The sequence below is a fragment of the Pedobacter sp. HDW13 genome (genome assembly GCF_011303555.1).
In the GTDB taxonomy this organism is placed as follows: domain Bacteria; phylum Bacteroidota; class Bacteroidia; order Sphingobacteriales; family Sphingobacteriaceae; genus Pedobacter.
In genome coordinates this window covers 5,023,029-5,040,237 of the sequence record NZ_CP049868.1, presented here as the reverse complement: position 1 = coordinate 5,040,237, position 17,209 = coordinate 5,023,029, and the positions used below count along the sequence as shown (strand labels likewise).

The window sequence follows — 17,209 nt, the reverse complement described above, 5'->3', positions numbered from 1 at the left end:
ACCTAAGACTGAAACATCATTGCCGGAAAAATTACACCGCGCCCCTGATGAACGTTCACCACGCTCTCGGCCGAACCACGGAACAGACCTAGACCAAAAGACCGGTTATTATAACACAATAACATGCCAACAAGGTTAATCAAAGTTTCGTTCGAATCTTTACCATGCTTAAACCAGCGTTGATTTACATACGCTTGTACCATATAATCAGGCCATTGTTCGGTTACAACCGTTGTCCAGAACGTAGCATCGCATTCATTTTTTACATACATATCAATTCCACGCCCGCCGCTGTTTCGTTTTAACACCCAGTTATCTGCCGAAAGCATTATTTCTTCCCGTTTTAGGGGTGCATGCAAAGCAAAAGTGGGGATTAAAAATGTCTGTAAAAACTGGTATTCGTCTGTCGCAAGGTAATCGCTCATTATCTCTTCATCAAACAAAACAGCCAGAATCCGTTTATCGTGAACCAGGGTCAGTGTGCGCACATCATTAAAATAATTTGCCTCGCTGATGATCAGCTTCAGTACTTCAGGATCGAAATTGCGTAATTCTTCCCGGTCCATTTCCAATATAAACTGATTAACGGGTTTACCATGCAACATAACCACACCGTTTTGACAAGTGAGCTCTGCAGGGCTTGCATCAACATAATCCAAACCGAGTTTACCAAATTCATTGAACAGGTAAAACACCTCTGTACCTTTTTCCTTTTCGTGTAGAAGTACAACAGGCTCACTAGGATTAAAACGGCTAAAAATGGTTTCAACAAAATCCTGCTGTGCCGGAACTGCCGCTAATAAGGACGGGGTTGTAGGTTTAGTATCTCCAATAATCCGGTTAAGGTAATAACTTATCATCCATCCGTTAATCGGGTACCGCGCACCTATTTCACAAATTTTGATATCACCATTTTCAGCCTGTAAAAAGTCAGGCCGATACATTCCAACCTTGTATGGCAGATCTTTTGCAATGCGTAAAATACTGTTCAAGCCTTCATCAAAGTTATATATGGCTTGTATCCTTTCGTCATCAAAATAAGCATTTACCACTGCAATTAAGGCTTTATTTAAAACCTTACATAATTTCTCCATCCTGACAATCTCCTGCTGATCCACGGCAACGGGTACCGGCGAAAAAGAATCGGCGCCATTACAGGGGATCTCTCCCAAATATTTCATCAGCGATTCGTTCAGGAAATCTTTACTACAAATGGTATGCGTTTCAACAAGTTCTCCCTTCATAATTTATTCCATTTCCTCAGCCATAACCGGCTCCAGGATGGCACTGATATTTTCCATTACCAATGCTTTTTTACTTAAATAATCAGAAACGATTTCTTTCAGGTCGTAATCAGCCAGATTAACATCCATAGCCTTTACATAATGATTAATTGAATTTACAGCATAAAAGAAATGATTTTTTTCTGTAGGTCCGCAATGTACCGCTATCCAGGCCAAAGTGTGTTTTAAGGTGTCTTTATCAAAACCAAAATCATCTTCCAGCCAACGTGTAAACTTAGGCAGTATAAACTCCACTTCGCCGTGCGTATAAATTTCGTGTACCAATGTGGTTAAAAGTCCGATCATTAGATCTTTATTGCGTAGCGAGTTTTGATCTTTCCAATATTTAAAGGCACGGGCACTTGGATCGAGATACTGCCTTAACAACCAACCATCATCGCCACAGGTATTTGTTGCCATGGTATAAAACAGGTCTGAATGCAATACTTTTCCAACAACAGCCAGATCCTCATCAACGATCCTGTTCAGATTAGCTACAGATTTGAATAACTCTGACTCATTGGCTACAGGCATGTTTTTGTGGATCAGCATGGTCATTCGATTACTTAATCCTGCTACTGTAACTGCACTATTGTTGGTTTGGCTCCAGCTATGAAAAAAAGGTTTAAGCTGATCCCGATCCTGTTGAATGGCCGTGAGCTTTGTAAAACTTTCCTCTATGGATGTAAAGTAATCAGCCTGCTGTGGGAAATAAGTTAAAAGTTGGTGCTTTAACGGCGATTCTTCCATTCCTTCAAGCACGGGGACAATGATTGATAGTAAATTTTTCACAATTGTTACGTTTGGTTTTTATTAAAAATGTAAATAACTAATTACGTATATATTCCAAATTTGTTTGATAAATATCAAAGGTTTTGCAAGAAATCTGGTCCTTTACGAGCACCAGAAGTTATAAAACATAGCAATTAAGCTGGCAGATACGCTCAGCTAAAATAAGCTTACAAAGCACTTACAAACAGTGCATTAAAGATTAAAACACAATAAAAAACAATAAGATTTATTACAATTAAAGAGCGTTTGCATGGATATGAGCGTTTTTAGATTTCTAAAAAATTAAACAGATATTTTTATTACATAGATACGAACTTTATCTCCAATTATAAAAAACATCTTTACACAACACATAAATATACTTAAAATTAAGTATGTTAAAAAATACAAAATAAAATATTTAATTAGCAGATAAAGAAACGACTCTTACTCACAGTCTTTTTTTTCCTGCAGGTGCCAGCCATTTTAACCGTATTAACCTTTTTGTATCTTATATTTTTCTGTGTTTATCTAAAAAAATACAAAATAGATCATTAGGGTTATTGTTATTGCCATTCTCTATATCCTGAAAAAACAAATCTCTAACAACATCCTGAATTTATCGGAAAGAAATACTTAATTAATGACAAACAAAGCAACAGAGTTCTTGCATCTAAACAATTATATCCACTAATTAATATCTTTATTAAAAAGAAATGATTTGCCACCCTGACTAAAAGTCATTTGGCTTAGCTCAGGACTAAAAACGATCTTAATGCCAGCTGCATCAAATCTGAAAGTATTGGCTGAGGTGGGCTGTAAGGGAAAGTGTGATTGTCCGGTGGCCTGGGCCTGAAGCTTACCCCCGTTTTCGGTTATGGTGATTTTAAACGGCAATGTTTTGTTAGAATATATGCCCAAACAAGCTTTGAGTTGTTCAGGAGATAACTCAACATCTTTGAAAGTTGGTATTTCAAAGGACATATCGTTACAGATAGAAAGCATCGCGATGGTAATTTCGTTGAGGCTGTAACCCTGGCCATTGAGTGATAAGGCGACGCTGATTCCACTCGAAGGAAAGTTGCAAAGCATACTAAATGTTCCATATGTGGCTCCGTTGTGCCCAAAGCCTATCTGGTTGTAAAAAGGTACTTTAATGAGTCCCATGCCAAATAGATCACCCTGATTGAAGTTACTCATTTTGGCAAAACTTTTTTCGCTGACAAGCTTGCCTGAAGATAGGGCGTTAAGGAATTTCAGCATATCTGCTGGCGTTGAAAGAATATCGCCTACACCAATTACGTTCGGGAAATAGATGTCGGTAATCTGCGTCCATTGATTTCTCATGCCGTAAGAACTTGCCTCTGCAGCTCCTGTATTGTTGATTATGCCAGATTGGGTTTGTTTCAGCCCTATTCTTTTGCTAATACGACTTTCAAGGGCTTTGGAATAGGATTTACCTGTAATTTTTTCGATAATACCGGCCAGCAACAGGTAACCCGAATTACAATATTGTTGTTTGGAACCTGGAATGAAATGTGGAGCTCTTTTTACAATGGTATCTAATAATTCCGATTGAGCATGCGCCCTGGTGATCCAGGATTTATCAGATACATCATTAACATAATCCATCAGGCCGCTGCTATGGGAAAGGAGCTGTGCTATATTGATTTCCGGCGCATTGGGCAGTTTTGGATAAAAAACTGCTAACTTGGTATCAGGAGATAACTTACCTTCCTCAATAAGTTGGAAGATCATAGTTGCTGTAAAAACCTTGGTGATAGACCCTATGCGGTAGCAGGTAAGTGAATCGGCACGTAACGTATCCCGTTTAACTGTTCGAAATCCCAGTGAGCGTTGATAGACCAGTTTTCCGTTTTTAGAGACGGCGAAACTGCCCATAGCCTTTTGATTGACTCCCAAAGCATTAAAAAAACTATCAAGTTTTGCGGTATTAATCTGTTGGGCCCGCGTATTGAGTATTAGCAGGCATAGTAATAGTGTGGCAATTGATCTCATTGATATTCGCGTTAATCGGGGCTGAATATACGCAATAACTATTGATTTAAATAAGCCTGCATTCGGGTCTTGATGATAAATTAAAAATTAACTCCAACATATCCAATCTGGTTGAATCTAGCCTATTCATTTTTAAAACAGCCTCGCAGTCTTTGACATATCAACACTTGGCCAAAGTTCTTAAAAAGGTAATTTAGATTTCGACTTGCAGCAAATCAGTACAATTTAAAACGCATCAGCATAAGGTTTGCAATTTTGGATTCTAAAGCCATAGTATATCATGATTTTAACTTCCTTAAACAAGATGATTTTAGCCCTAAATGATATGAGATAAAAATAAAAAAACCTCTAAATCAATTGATTAGAGGTTTTTTATAGGATTTTGAATCCTTGTTTCGTCGGGATGGCAGGATTCGAACCTACGACCTCCTGCTCCCAAAGCAGGCGCGATACCGGGCTACGCTACATCCCGAACTTGGTATCGATCTTTTTTAATCCTGTTTTAAAAGTGGATTGAACTTTTTGTCGGGATGGCAGGATTCGAACCTACGACCTCCTGCTCCCAAAGCAGGCGCGATACCGGGCTACGCTACATCCCGAACTTGGTATCTTCTTTTTAACCTTATTCCTAAGGGATGGCAAAGATATGGATTTTATTGGGTATTTCCATTTTTTTTACCTCTTTTTTTCAATCTATTTATTAAAAGAACTAATCCGTTTTAACAGCGGCAAAGGTATAGATAAATCTGATGTTTGCAATAGGATGCACAGTACTTTTTAAAATCTCTCCTATAATCACCTAATTGTCAACGAGATTATTTTTCATTAAAAACCTTCACTAGCCAGCAATTGGCACACATACATTTCATATTAAAGAATTATTGTTGCAAATATGAAGCCCTCAGCTCAAAAAAAGTATTTTATTTATGATAAGACATTACATTAGTTGAAATTGAAAACCTTCCTTTATCTAACCCCATCGTACATCTTTTCAATAAACAGATAGCTTTTCCCTTATCATTTGAACCATGGCTTCTTCAGCAAGAAAGCAACTTTTACAAATCAGTTTACTACATAGTTAACTAGAATTTTTATAGTGTAAAAACACCATTACTTAGCACCTGCCAGATAAACACTATCACTAACAGCCTCCAACCAAACGGTAGGCCCTTTCTCACGCCCGGTAATTGCAACCTGGCAAAATGCGATATCGGCACTCGCTCCATGCCAATGAGGAATATTAGGTGGACACTTGATCACATCTCCTTTTCTTAAAATAATCTTCTGATTACCTTTCTCCTGATAATACCCCACCCCACCGGTTACCAACAAGATCTGCCCTGCTGGGTGAGCATGCCATTTTGATCGGGCACCCGGCTCAAAGGTCACATTACCAACATTGTTCTGATTTAAGCTATCGCTTTCTATTAATGGCTGCAGGTACACTGCTCCTGAAAAATTATCATTTGTTACCCGCTTGCCCTTTGCAAAAACAACAGCATCTTCGGTTTTCACGTTCTGCGAAATTTTACTATCCTGAGTGCAGGAAAATAAGCATAACGGAAAAACAATCCATAATCCGGCCTGTTTTATCGTTTTCATTCTCATAAATTGGTCTGATAAAATTGTACAAGTTTACTCAATGCCAGTGATACATATTCAGGTTTCCAGTAGGTTTGAATATGCGTGGCACCATCAAGAACAAACAACTCTTTATTCTTGGCATTTGTTGCTTTTACAAATACCTCGTCGGTCATATATTTTGTATCCGCTTTACTTCCCGCTATCATCAACAGAGGCTGATTGATGAGATCCATGCCAGTAGAAGCATCCCAGGTCATCAAATCTAGCAGGCTGCTCATGGTATATAGGAAAGTTGAGTTTGGATGGGCATGTGTACGGTAATAATACTCAAATCCCTCCCGGTAAAGATCTGTTTTGGTTTTTGCAATTTCTTGATCGCTGACGCTGGAAACGCCCGCATAAATAATCTTACCTCCTGCTGATTCCTGGGCACGGGCATCAGATGCTTGCTTTAAGCGCTCTTGAATGGTTGCAATTTGCGAATTTTGAAAGCCATTTCTTCTCACCTCGCCTGAGTTGAACATACTTAAGGTAGCTACAGCCTTAAAGCGTTTGTCGGATTGGGATGCTTTTAGTGCGTATCCTCCTCCTCCACATATACCCAATACTCCTAAACGGTTGGCATCAACTCCAGCGTATTGGCTGATGTAATCTGCCATGCCACGTATATCTTCTATACGGCTTGCTGGTTTATCAATATGACGTGGCAGTCCACCACTCGCTCCCTGGTAAGCAGCATCAGCAGCAATCGTAACATAACCTGCTTCTGCCAAACGCTGTGCATAAAGTCCTGCGGTTTGCTCTTTTATTCCGCCATTAGGATGCGCTACCACTACCGCTGCGTAATGTTTTGATGTATTAAACCCAGCTGGAGTATACACATTAGCGGCAATTTCGATACCATTAAGTTTATATTTTACCGGATAAATGTTCACCTTTCCTTTTTCATTTTTAGAAATAGCACCAGCATACACCAAAGTAAACGGATTTTTCTCCTGCACTTTTGCCATTGTTTGTCCATTCAACTCCGTTGCAGCAAAAGATGATATCAATAGCGCAGCTATCGTTGTTTTGTTTTTCATTATCTTCATTTCAGTTTTACTTTTTTATTTCCAGTACTTCTTGCAGAACAGCCCCAGCTCCTTTCGCTTCCTTCTTACCAACGCTAAGTTTAATAAGATCAACAAACTGCTGCAATTGGCCACTCGTGATTCCGAGGTTCAGACAGATGCCCAGATGTGACTTTAACATTGGCTCAACTCCACCGATGCTTGCCAGCACAGAAACTGTAACCAGTTCTCTTTCGGCAAAAGTCAACACATCACGTTCAAACAGATCAGCAAAGAGATGTTCTTTTAGAAACACTTCAATCTCTGGCGCAAACGCCGCATATCCGGTTTTTGTTTCCTTTTCCGGCACTCCTCTAAGCTGCTCCAGATTCTTTCTCCCTCTTTCATATTTGGTTTCTGCACTTTCAATTCTCGATGCCTCTGGTCCTTGCTGATCAACAATTCCCCTGTTTTTACGCCGATCGACTACAGTAATGAGTGTTTGAAGACCTCTCAAACTTCTTGGGAAACCGCAATAAGCATACAAATGAACCAATACTTCTCTAGCCTGGTTAATAGTCAGGCCATTATCCAGTCCTGAATTTAACGCTAACTCCAGTTTGGCAAGATCACCCTTTGCTGCAACTGAAGCAATGCTAATCAGGCTTTGTTGCTTCATACTGAGCGTTGTATCTTTAACACTGTTTTTTGAATAAACCACTGTACTCATGAACAGCATTACCAACACCGGAACTTTATAAACGAATCTTTTCATAATATTTTTTTATTTCCTCATTTTGTAAAGCCAATCCGACTTAACCATTTGATTACTTCAGCTTCAACCTCAACGGCTTTGGCACCAACAATCATCAGTAACTTCCCATTCCGTTCAGATCCACCAGTTACGGTAAATCCATCCATCACTTTGCTATCAGGACAAAGCGCTTTTATTTTTTCAAAGCTACTGCCTATACCATAACCTCCATTAGTATTAAAAGGAATAATCTGTTTGCCTTTTAGCTTGTAACTATTGAGAAAACTTTTCATAGGCGGAGGCAGCTGCATGCCCCAGGTGGGGAAACCTACAAATATTACATCATAGCTTTCAATGCTATCAACTTTTGTGCTTAATGGAGGCAAAAAGCCGGATTCATTTTCGCGCGCCACCTGATCTACTGTTTGCCGGTAGTTTTCCGGGTAAGGTTTTTCCAGTTCGATTGCCATCAGCCTGCCTCCTGTATACTTTTGAATCATGTGTGCAACAGCTTTGGTGTTTCCGGTCCGCGACAGGTAAACAATCAGAATCTTCTGATCTGTAAATACCGGCTTATTACCCGTATGATTCTGTGCCTTTAAACATGCTGTCATCAGACTGATTAGCACGCTTAGCATTATAAAGTATTTTCCTGTTCTTTTCATCTGCACTTAGTTTCTGATTACAAATTTCGGCAAGATGAAAAGCAATAAAGTAGACAGATTACCGAAAAAACTACCTGTATTACCTATCCAATCCTTTTTTCTTTAGCCAGTTTGATAAAACATCAGCCACGGCAATGTTGTTCAGGTCAGAAAAAGGAAAGTGGGTATTGCCCTTGATTCCGATTTCAGGCAGGTGAACTACCTCAGCATCACCGCCATGTTTATTGATCGTCTTTGCCCAAAGTCTGGCTATTTCAAGGCCCGAACGCCAGTGATCCTTGTTCCATACAGATGTCGGAGAATCGGCAATGTTATCTCCATAGTAAATCACAATCGGCATCCTCGTCAGCTTTTTAAAATCAGCAAGCGGAATTTCAGTCCCTTTCAACGCTCCAAAAAGCCCCGCAGATGAAATTGGCGCAGGCAGTTCTCCGGCAGGGAACAAAAAACCGCTGTACGGCTCATAGGCAACTATAGCTTTTACCTTATCATTTTTGATTCCTGTTAGCCAACCTGGACCGCCACCCTGAGAATGGGTTATCAGAATACTGCTGCCAATTTTATCGAACAGTGCTGAAACAGCTTCACTCACTACAGTAGCATCAAACGGGCCGGTATTCGGGGTCATTTGCCTGTAGAATTGCTCAAGAGATGCAGAATCTCTGGGAAATTGTACCCCAGGAAAATATTCGGGATAATTACCAATCCTGAACTGTGTAAACCAGAATTGTTCATCAGCAGTTGGTGCAACATTGGCTGCAACCATGCTTTTTCCTGCTTCACCCCGGCGAGGTTGATCCAGGAGATAAACTCCGAATCCACGTCTTAAGAATAAAGTCTGAAAGCCTTCACGCCCATCTGGAGTAGTTTCCCAGGTCTTTTTTGATTGCCCGGCACCGTGCAAGAAAACCAGTGGATATTTATGTGCTTTAACAGGACGCTGATAAAATACATAGGCATGGTCGCCATGAAAAGTCTGCCCATCTGGTTTGAGGGCATTTTTAACATCGAAGACGCCTTGAGTCAAATTCGTTTTTCCGCCAATTGCAAAGCTTCCCTGCCCGGCAATAACTAAAGGCTTTGTGGACTTCTGCCGCTGGCCTCTTACGGTAATTGAGCTAAGCGATAGCAAAGCTGCTGCTAAAATTATGTCTATCCTTATCTTCATCATGTTATATTCATATCGGGCTAATCAAGCAAGCCGGTTTTACTATCGTTTCATAGGTTCTCCTCAGATTTAACGTGGCCCACCTGGGGTGTTAACCTTGGTAAAAGAAAGAGATCCTAGCTTCCATCTGTTATTTTCTTTAATATAAACCTCTGTCACAATAAAGGGATTGGTAACCTCATTTCCGCCAACCACTGCCAGTAAAGTAATGTTGTTCAATAAAATAGCTGTATTGCCAATGATATTAGCACCAGCAGAATGGATATCGGCCTTTTTATAATGAATACCACCGGATTTAATAACGTTCACTTCCTGAGCTTTTCCCCAGCTTCCGCCCATGTGGACAAATACAGATTTATCATCAAACAGGACAGCCAGAGAATCTGTATTTTTATCTGCCATCCAATCCCATTTCTTTCTGGAAAGGTCTAAAATTTCCTGCTCAGCCTTGGTTGGTGTGGTTTGTCTACGACCCTGTGTTTGCGCGTAGGAGCATGCTGAGGTAAGGACCAGCAATAATGCCTCGATAATCGTTTTTCTCATGTAGTTTAATTTAAGTGAGTATAAATTGATTTCAATATTATCAGTTAACGCCCAACACGTTTCTGTAGATCAGCGGGATAACGCTCTCCCTGCACATCAATTACCGAAACTGCTTCGCGAATAATTGCCAGTTCATTTTCTGAGAGGTTGACTTCAGCACCGCCAACGTTTTCTTCCAGCCTATTCATTTTTGTTGTTCCGGGTATTGGGGTAATCCAGGGCTTTTGTGCCAATAGCCAGGCTAAAGATATTTGTGCTGGAGTAGCATTATTTTTTTCAGCTATCTGACGAACAACATTCACCAACACCTGATTGGCTTTGCGGTTCTCCGGTGAGAAACGAGGTACAACATTTCTAAAATCTGAGGCATCAAACCTGGTGTTTTCATCGATTGCACCTGTCAGAAATCCTTTCCCAAGCGGACTAAAGGGAACAAAACCTATTCCGAGCTCTTCTAATAGCGGAATGATCTCTTTCTCTGGCTCTCTGAAAAACAAAGAATACTCGCTCTGCAACGCCGCCAGAGGCTGTACTGCGTGTGCCTTGCTGATACTTTCTACACCTGCCTCAGACAATCCCCAATGCCTGATCTTTCCTTCTTTGATCAAATCCTGTATCGTTCCTGCTACATCTTCCATCGGTACATTCGGATCAACCCTATGCTGATAGAAAAGATCAATATAATCGGTATTTAAATACCTTAAAGAATTTTCAGCAACCTGCCTAATCCTTTCAGGACGACTATAGACACCTTTAGACGCATCGCCATCCAGAAAACCAAACTTGGTGGCAATTACAATCTGATCCCTGAAAGGAGCAACAGCTTTGCCTAAAAGGGTTTCGTTACCGCCTTGACTGTAAGCTTCTGCCGTATCAAAAAAAGTAATTCCCAGTTCATAAGCGCGTCTGATGAGGCTAATCGCATCTTTTTCATCTGCTGCCGGACCATAGCCAAAAGTTAAGCCCATGCAACCTAAACCTAACGCAGACACTTCCAGTCCACCATTTCCTAATATTCTTTTTTCCATTTTTTTTAGGTTAATCGTTCAACTTTCTTTCTCCCAACCATTTTACCATAGCCGGGTCGCGATGATCGAAGAAGCTACTAGCCTTCGTATCTAAAGCCTGAATAGCAACCATATCATCAGCGCTGAGCTTAAAATCGAAAATATCGAAATTCTCTGCCATGCGGCTTTTGTTTACGGTTTTCGGGATAGCCACAACACCGCGTTGCACTAACCAGCGAAGCACTACCTGAGCAACAGACTTTCCATGCTCCCTCGAGATAGCAACCAATAACTCATCATTAAAGATATTGTTTTTTCCTTCTGCAAATGGTCCCCACGACTCGATCTGTACATGCTGCCTGGACAGAAATTCCTGCGTGTTCAACTGCTGGTGAAAAGGATGTGTTTCGATCTGGTTAACTGCCGGAACTATCTGGTTATGAATAATCAGGTCGATCAACCTGTCGGGCTGAAAATTGCTTACACCAATTGCACGTACTTTACCCTGCTGATAAAGCTCTTCCATAGCACGCCACTCTCCATATACATCGCCGAAAGGTTGGTGAATCAGATACAAGTCCAGATAATCGAGCTGCAACTTTTCAAGCGATCTGTTAAAAGCCTTTTTCGTTCCTTCGTAACCATTTGGCTGAATCCATAGTTTTGTGGTAACAAACAACTCTCCCCTATTAATTCCGCTATGTTTGATAGCTCTGCCAACGGCCTCTTCGTTCATATAAGAAGCAGCCGTATCAATTAAGCGGTAGCCTGTCTCTATTGCATCTATCACACTTCTTTCACATTCGGCCAGATCGGTTACCTGAAATACTCCAAATCCAAGCATGGGCATTTCTATTCCATTATTTAATTTTACTGTTTCCATCTTTTGACATTTTAAAACAGCCATGTCTATCAAAGCAATTTTAATACAGCAACAAATATCCGATCCAAAAGCACTATAGCGTGTAGACAGATTCCTGCTTTTACTACCAATATTCCCGTTCTAATAAAGCACACCAGAGAAAGCAACTATTAATGTTTATTTTTGATCTGTAAAACAAAAGGTTATGGAAAAGGAATTTCACTTCAGGTCAATTGCCGAATACAATGCATTTAACAACCACCAAACCAGCCATCCGCTGGTAAGTGTCCTTGATTTTTCAAAGGCAAATAAACGGACGGGCTCCAAAATGTATTTCGATCTGTATTGTGTCTTTTTAAAAGATGTGAAATGTGGCGACCTGAAATATGGACGCCAGTACTATGATTATCAGGAAGGCACGCTTGTGTTCATTTCTCCGGGACAAATGATTGATGTAGAGAATAAGGTAGATTATTATCAGCCGGCAGGTCATGGCTTGGTTTTTCATCCGGATATGCTTCTGGGAACCTCGTTAGGAAAGGCCATTACCGAATACAGTTTTTTCAGTTATAACACAAGTGAGGCGCTTCACCTTTCTCCAAAAGAAAGGGATCTGGTATTGGACCTTTTTTCAAAAATCGACACCGAACTGCACCAATCAATAGACAAACACAGCAAGAAAGTAATTGCTTCGAACATAGAACTGCTTTTTAATCATTGCGACCGATTCTATGACAGACAGTTCATTACCCGTGAAACGGTTAATAGAGGAGTAATAGAAAAATTCGAAAACCTGTTGAACAATTATTTTGCGTCAGACAAGCCATATGCCCTGGGATTCCCTTCTGTGGCTTATTGCGCTGATCAATTGCATTTTTCTGCAAAATACTTTGGTGATCTTATCAAAAAAGAAACAGGTTCTACTGCACAGGAATACATTCAAAACAAAATTATTGAAATTGCCAAAAACAAGATATACGGCACTAGAAGAACAGTAAGTGAAATTGCCTACGAACTAGGCTTTAAATATCCTCAGCACTTAAACCGATTGTTTAAACAGCGTGTAGGATTAACTCCAAACGAATTTAGAACGCTGAATTAATATTGTTTTGGTACCTCGGTCTGAACTATAGTTTGACAAGAATCTTCATTAGTGTACCGTGTATTTCAATTCTATCCAAATATTATTGAGGTAACACTTAAACCAGGCAACTTCTGTGATCTGGTCTCCGTGAGCTATCACGGAAAGACACCCATATTTTCTTATCAGATTGGAACGGACAAAACCAAAACACACCTTAACCAACTCTAAAACAACATCTTAATATTTACAAGTTGAAAAATGCCTTTTTCAGGCGATTTGATTTTAAGGTTTTTTCAGAGGATGCAGAAGAAACACAAATAAGCAAATATCTGATTTTCAGTAAGTTAAAAAAATAAAAATCCATAAAAAAACCCTGCGTTGCAGGGTTTTTATTTTTTCTAGCGGTGAGGGCGGGATTCGAACCCGCGGTACCGTTACCAGTACGACAGTTTAGCAAACTGTTCCTTTCGGCCTCTCAGGCACCTCACCTTTCAACCTCTGTTTTTCGCCCTACCGGCGTTGTTTTGAGGTCTGCAAATATAGTAAAACAAGTTATTCTGCAAAAAAAAATTATGATAATTGTTGATAATCTATGCGAACATGATAGATACTCATCAGCATCGTCTTGAATATCAATTTGATAGTTTCAATATCTTTTAACGTTAAATCGCAATCATCAAGCTGATTTTGCTCCAATTTGTAGTTAATTATCCGTTCAACCAGGTCATTTATGTTCTGCGCATCGGGATTTTTCAGACTTCTTGAGGCAGCTTCGACCGAATCTGCCAACATTAACACACCAGTTTCTTTGCTAAAAGGAATCGGTCCGGGGTAGCGAAAAATGTTTTCGTCGACAAATTTTTCAGGCGAATTTTTTAAAAACGACTGATAAAAATAATCGACCCGGGTATTTCCATGATGCGTTCTGATAAAATCAATAATCGCTTCTGGAATCTGGTTCTTCCTTAAAATCTCAATTCCTTTATGTACATGCTGAATAATAATCTGTGCACTTTGCTCATAAGGCAGCTTATCGTGCGGACTAACCGCTGTATTCTGGTTCTCGATAAAATATTGCGGATTATCAACCTTACCAATATCGTGGTACAAGGCGCCAGCCCTTACCAATACCGAGTTCCCTCCTATTTTAAATATTGCAGCCTCGGCGAGGTTAGCCACCTGTAATGAGTGCTGAAAGGTACCAGGCGCTTTAAAAGCAAGCTCCCTAAGCAGTTTATTATTGGTATTGGTGAGTTCGATCAGGGCTACATCAGAAGTAATACCAAAAATACGCTCGAACAGGTAAATTAAAGGATAAGCCAGCAGCGACAATAGTACACTAAATACAAAAGGAATAAAGTTAATCCATTCAATTTCGCGGAAAGAGCCTTCACGCAACAAAGCAATACCTACAAAAGCCACAAAGTAAGCCAACAAAATAAACAAAGCCGAAACCAGAAACCGTTCGCGCTTAACAAAGTTTTTGATACTGAAAATAGCTACCATACCCGCCGTAACCTGATAAAACACAAATTCGAAGCTGTTGGCCACAAAAAAACCGGCTATTAAAATTACCAGCATATGCAGGTAAAGTGCCAAGCGCGTATCAAAAAGAATCCGGATAATAATAGGCACTACGCAGAACGGTATATAGTAAAGGCTGGGGATTTCTATTTTTATGGCCCAGGTAAGCGCCAGCAACATACCGGTGGTTACAATCAGGATTAACGACAGCTGGCGGTTATCAGCAAAAATATCTTTACGGAAAAGAAACAGGAACGACATTAATATAGTGAGGATAAAACCTACCAGCACTACCTGCCCCAAATAAACCAGGGCCCTGCTGCCTATTGTTTTAGTCTGTGCATCGTAAGTGGCCTTATACGATTCGAGTTTCTGGTAAATCTCCTCGTCTATTACGTCATTTTTAGCTACTATCAACTCCCCTTTCTGCACCATTCCCTTAGTGGTCGAAATGTTGTTGATGGTATTGTCCTGTATCGTTTTGGTTAAACGCTCATCAAATACAATATTAGGTGCAATATGATCGATAGCCAGATTGGCTACCAAATCACCCATTACAGGATTAGGCGCTTTAAAATTATTTTTAAAAAAGTTCAGGGCTGTTTCGGCTGTAAAAACATCTTGCGTATTGCGTTCCTGAGCCACATTGTTTTCAATAAGTGAAAAATCGTAATTTTTTCCACCCGCCTGATGTTTCACATTTAAACCAATAATCCCCTTTTGGTAAATGGTTTGAAGCAGTTTGTAGGCCGAATTTTTATACGTTTCTTTATCTTTTTCATCGAGTTGTTTCGATTTCCACTTAATATCAAACTCGTTCGAAAACTCATCAAGTGCATTGGCTGTAATCTCTTTATCCAATTGATAAACCGGCAAAATATCCTTCAGGGCATTCTTCTTATCGGCACTTACCTGTGGACTCGTTTTTAAAATGGCAAAACTGAAAGGCGAGATCAGGTCTTTATTTTTCCATACGGCATTTTTTTCAAACTCATACCTGAATCTTGGCTGTTTGGGCAAGAATAGCGTGATGATAAAAACAGTAAATATCATCATCACATATTTCAGATTGGATGAATACTTACGGTAAAGGATTTTGTGGGAATTTCTCTTGATTTTGGCCAAAACGATGTAATTATTATATGTTCAAAATTAACATTTTTATCTCAATATACATTTTACTGATTTTGTTTGCAATTACCAGTTTTTATATTTTACTTTATGATATCAAATTAATATCAATCATGTATCAAGAAAAAATCATTAATCCGCCATCAGGCTATTTAACATTCGCCTTATTTTTAGCACTTTTAGGTGCAGCTATTTTCTGTTTTGTTAACGAAAATTTTATTTGGGGAGGTGGCATCCTGGCTTTCAATTTCTTTCTGGTTTTACCGGGATTGATTATCAATAACCCCAACGAATCGAAAGTATTAACCCTTTTTGGTAAATATGTAGGCACGGTAAAAACCGACGGTTTTTTTTGGGTAAACCCATTAACCAGCAAAAGAAAGGTTTCGTTGCGCGCCAACAACCTCAACGGACAACAGTTAAAAGTAAACGATAAATTGGGTAACCCGATTGAAATAGCTGCTGTTGTAGTTTGGAAAGTAAACGAAACGGCCAAAGCTATTTTTTCAGTAGAGAATTACATGCAATATGTAAATATCCAGAGCGAAGCTGCAGTAAGGCATTTGGCAAACATTTTCCCTTACGATCATGCAGAGGGTGAAGAAAGCACCATTACCTTAAAAGATGGCGCAGAAAAAGTTAGCGAGCTTTTAGAAAATGAGCTTAACGAACGCCTGTCAAGGGCAGGTATCGAAGTACTGGAAGCCCGTATTTCGCACCTGGCCTATGCGCCCGAAATTGCCAGTGCCATGTTACAACGCCAGCAGGCTACTGCAGTTATTGCAGCCCGTAAATTAATTGTTGAAGGAGCTGTAGGTATGGTAGAAATGGCATTAGAAAAATTATCGCAAAAAGGTATTGTTGAGCTTGACGAAGAGCGTAAGGCGGCCATGGTAAGTAATTTACTGGTGGTACTTTGTGGTGACCGCCATGTGCAACCCGTTGTAAATACAGGCACTTTATACAATTAGGAACAATGGAATTTGAGGAGAAACACGGTTTAAAAATCTGGTGGCTATACCTGATAACAGCAGCAACGTTATTACCAACATTGCTAATCTTGATTTATTACAAGGATGGCGTAGCCTTACAGGAATTTAAAAAAATGTATTTCGCACCGCTTTTTGCTATCCTCCTTCCGTTTTTAATTATTTTTTTAATCCAGCAGAATAAGCTAACCCTCAAAATAAATGCTGAAGGCGTTTCTTTCCGATATTTCCCATTTCATTTTAAACCAAGCCATTTCCGCTGGATGAACATTGAAAAGGCTTATATCAGAAAATATGATGCACTTGCCGAATATGGTGGTTATGGAATAAAAACCCGCCTCTGGTTTAAATTTAAAGATAAGGCTTATTTATTAAACGATAAAAACAGGGGCTTACAGCTAGAGTTTAAAAACGGTAAAAAACTCCTCTTCAGTTCGAACAGGATAGATGAAATGGAAATGTTCCTCATCAATTTAAAAACCAGGTACAATATACAGGCAATACAATAAAGATGGCGGAGAAAGATAAAAAAGCTTTTGTATTAAGGATTAGTCCTGCTTTATTAAAAGAAGTAGAAACCTGGGCTGCAGATGAATTTCGGAGTACCAATGGGCAGATCGAGTTTTTACTTACACAGGCCATAAAATCGCGGAAGAAAGGCAAAGCGAAAGAGGAATAGAATTGTTAACTACTAACTATAAAATAATTTGAGCGTTACCCTGATCCCGATGAAAAATCGGGAAAGGGTCAGGCTTTTCAAGGCTGCGCTCCGGTAC

At 39.8% G+C, this 17,209-nt stretch carries 16 protein-coding genes and 3 tRNA genes; 4 read left to right on the top strand and 15 right to left on the bottom strand.

Translation table 11 applies throughout. From position 1 onward, the window contains the following. Positions 1-2 precede the first annotated feature (2 nt). From G7074_RS21010 to G7074_RS20950, 13 genes are all read right to left on the bottom strand, one after another. Positions 3-1,244, bottom strand: a complete 1,242-nt coding sequence (locus tag G7074_RS21010) for a hypothetical protein (RefSeq protein ID WP_166211136.1) — start codon at positions 1,242-1,244, stop codon at positions 3-5. A gap of 3 nt (positions 1,245-1,247) precedes the next feature. Next, the gene (locus G7074_RS21005) at positions 1,248-2,075 is read right to left on the bottom strand and encodes a hypothetical protein (RefSeq protein WP_124559203.1); all 828 of its coding nucleotides are present in this window, start codon (positions 2,073-2,075) and stop codon (positions 1,248-1,250) included. 669 nt (positions 2,076-2,744) lie between these two features. Beyond that, a complete protein-coding gene (locus G7074_RS21000) occupies positions 2,745-4,073 on the bottom strand; it encodes a serine hydrolase (protein WP_166211133.1) in 1,329 nt (442 codons plus the stop codon). Positions 4,074-4,471: 398 nt separating this feature from the next. Next, positions 4,472-4,545: transfer RNA gene (locus tag G7074_RS20995), tRNA-Pro, on the bottom strand. 53 nt (positions 4,546-4,598) lie between these two features. Then, a tRNA-Pro gene (locus G7074_RS20990) sits at positions 4,599-4,672 on the bottom strand. A 511-nt stretch (positions 4,673-5,183) separates the two neighbouring features. After that, positions 5,184-5,675 carry a cupin domain-containing protein gene (locus G7074_RS20985; RefSeq protein ID WP_166211130.1) on the bottom strand — a complete coding sequence of 164 codons (492 nt, stop codon included), beginning with the start codon at positions 5,673-5,675 and terminating at the stop codon, positions 5,184-5,186. Between the two features lie 2 nt (positions 5,676-5,677). Continuing rightward, positions 5,678-6,739 carry an alpha/beta hydrolase gene (locus tag G7074_RS20980; RefSeq protein WP_166211127.1) on the bottom strand — a complete coding sequence of 354 codons (1,062 nt, stop codon included), beginning with the start codon at positions 6,737-6,739 and terminating at the stop codon, positions 5,678-5,680. Positions 6,740-6,755: 16 nt separating this feature from the next. Continuing rightward, positions 6,756-7,481, bottom strand: a complete 726-nt coding sequence (locus tag G7074_RS20975) for a carboxymuconolactone decarboxylase family protein (RefSeq protein WP_166211124.1) — start codon at positions 7,479-7,481, stop codon at positions 6,756-6,758. 17 nt (positions 7,482-7,498) lie between these two features. Next, positions 7,499-8,125 carry a flavodoxin gene (locus G7074_RS20970; protein WP_166211121.1) on the bottom strand — a complete coding sequence of 209 codons (627 nt, stop codon included), beginning with the start codon at positions 8,123-8,125 and terminating at the stop codon, positions 7,499-7,501. A gap of 79 nt (positions 8,126-8,204) precedes the next feature. Then, a complete protein-coding gene (locus G7074_RS20965) occupies positions 8,205-9,296 on the bottom strand; it encodes an alpha/beta fold hydrolase (RefSeq protein ID WP_233603831.1) in 1,092 nt (363 codons plus the stop codon). A 66-nt stretch (positions 9,297-9,362) separates the two neighbouring features. Further along, the gene (locus G7074_RS20960) at positions 9,363-9,836 is read right to left on the bottom strand and encodes a nuclear transport factor 2 family protein (protein ID WP_166211118.1); all 474 of its coding nucleotides are present in this window, start codon (positions 9,834-9,836) and stop codon (positions 9,363-9,365) included. Positions 9,837-9,880: 44 nt separating this feature from the next. Beyond that, positions 9,881-10,864, bottom strand: a complete 984-nt coding sequence (locus tag G7074_RS20955) for an aldo/keto reductase (RefSeq protein WP_166211115.1) — start codon at positions 10,862-10,864, stop codon at positions 9,881-9,883. Positions 10,865-10,874: 10 nt separating this feature from the next. Beyond that, entirely contained in the window at positions 10,875-11,726 is an 852-nt protein-coding gene (locus G7074_RS20950; RefSeq protein ID WP_166211112.1) for an aldo/keto reductase, read from the bottom strand. 184 nt (positions 11,727-11,910) lie between these two features. Here G7074_RS20950 and G7074_RS20945 point away from each other — a divergent pair, with 184 nt between their 5' ends. After that, on the top strand, positions 11,911-12,807 hold the full coding sequence (locus tag G7074_RS20945) for an AraC family transcriptional regulator (RefSeq protein ID WP_124559211.1): 897 nt from the start codon (positions 11,911-11,913) through the stop codon (positions 12,805-12,807). A 384-nt stretch (positions 12,808-13,191) separates the two neighbouring features. Here G7074_RS20945 and G7074_RS20940 read toward each other — a convergent pair. Both G7074_RS20940 and G7074_RS20935 read right to left on the bottom strand, forming a co-directional pair. Beyond that, positions 13,192-13,278 (bottom strand) — tRNA-Ser (locus tag G7074_RS20940). 81 nt (positions 13,279-13,359) lie between these two features. After that, positions 13,360-15,366: an HD family phosphohydrolase gene (locus tag G7074_RS20935; protein WP_124559451.1), complete on the bottom strand. Its 2,007-nt coding sequence runs from the start codon at positions 15,364-15,366 to the stop codon at positions 13,360-13,362. 191 nt (positions 15,367-15,557) lie between these two features. On the opposite strand from G7074_RS20935, the gene G7074_RS20930 reads away from it, so the two are divergent. The 3 genes from G7074_RS20930 to G7074_RS20920 are packed head-to-tail and all read left to right on the top strand — an operon-like array spanning position 15,558 to position 17,112. Then, positions 15,558-16,415, top strand: a complete 858-nt coding sequence (locus tag G7074_RS20930) for an SPFH domain-containing protein (protein WP_124559212.1) — start codon at positions 15,558-15,560, stop codon at positions 16,413-16,415. 5 nt (positions 16,416-16,420) lie between these two features. Then, a complete protein-coding gene (locus G7074_RS20925; RefSeq protein WP_166211109.1) occupies positions 16,421-16,942 on the top strand; it encodes a hypothetical protein in 522 nt (173 codons plus the stop codon). A gap of 2 nt (positions 16,943-16,944) precedes the next feature. Beyond that, the gene (locus G7074_RS20920) at positions 16,945-17,112 is read left to right on the top strand and encodes an Arc family DNA binding domain-containing protein (protein WP_086545783.1); all 168 of its coding nucleotides are present in this window, start codon (positions 16,945-16,947) and stop codon (positions 17,110-17,112) included. Positions 17,113-17,209: the final 97 nt, after the last annotated feature.

What these genes read in the sequence shown, in the direction of transcription:
- G7074_RS21010 (WP_166211136.1), bottom strand. Translation starts at nt 1,244, where the DNA reads ATGAAGGGAGAACTTGTTGAAACGCATACCATTTGTAGTAAAGATTTC.
- G7074_RS21000 (WP_166211133.1), bottom strand. Translation starts at nt 4,073, where the DNA reads ATGAGATCAATTGCCACACTATTACTATGCCTGCTAATACTCAATACG.
- G7074_RS20985 (WP_166211130.1), bottom strand. Translation starts at nt 5,675, where the DNA reads ATGAAAACGATAAAACAGGCCGGATTATGGATTGTTTTTCCGTTATGC.
- G7074_RS20980 (WP_166211127.1), bottom strand. Translation starts at nt 6,739, where the DNA reads ATGAAAAACAAAACAACGATAGCTGCGCTATTGATATCATCTTTTGCT.
- G7074_RS20975 (WP_166211124.1), bottom strand. Translation starts at nt 7,481, where the DNA reads ATGAAAAGATTCGTTTATAAAGTTCCGGTGTTGGTAATGCTGTTCATG.
- G7074_RS20970 (WP_166211121.1), bottom strand. Translation starts at nt 8,125, where the DNA reads ATGAAAAGAACAGGAAAATACTTTATAATGCTAAGCGTGCTAATCAGT.
- G7074_RS20965 (WP_233603831.1), bottom strand. Translation starts at nt 9,296, where the DNA reads ATGATGAAGATAAGGATAGACATAATTTTAGCAGCAGCTTTGCTATCG.
- G7074_RS20960 (WP_166211118.1), bottom strand. Translation starts at nt 9,836, where the DNA reads ATGAGAAAAACGATTATCGAGGCATTATTGCTGGTCCTTACCTCAGCA.
- G7074_RS20955 (WP_166211115.1), bottom strand. Translation starts at nt 10,864, where the DNA reads ATGGAAAAAAGAATATTAGGAAATGGTGGACTGGAAGTGTCTGCGTTA.
- G7074_RS20950 (WP_166211112.1), bottom strand. Translation starts at nt 11,726, where the DNA reads ATGGAAACAGTAAAATTAAATAATGGAATAGAAATGCCCATGCTTGGA.
- G7074_RS20945 (WP_124559211.1), top strand. Translation starts at nt 11,911, where the DNA reads ATGGAAAAGGAATTTCACTTCAGGTCAATTGCCGAATACAATGCATTT.
- G7074_RS20935 (WP_124559451.1), bottom strand. Translation starts at nt 15,366, where the DNA reads ATGATATTTACTGTTTTTATCATCACGCTATTCTTGCCCAAACAGCCA.
- G7074_RS20930 (WP_124559212.1), top strand. Translation starts at nt 15,558, where the DNA reads ATGTATCAAGAAAAAATCATTAATCCGCCATCAGGCTATTTAACATTC.
- G7074_RS20925 (WP_166211109.1), top strand. Translation starts at nt 16,421, where the DNA reads ATGGAATTTGAGGAGAAACACGGTTTAAAAATCTGGTGGCTATACCTG.
- G7074_RS20920 (WP_086545783.1), top strand. Translation starts at nt 16,945, where the DNA reads ATGGCGGAGAAAGATAAAAAAGCTTTTGTATTAAGGATTAGTCCTGCT.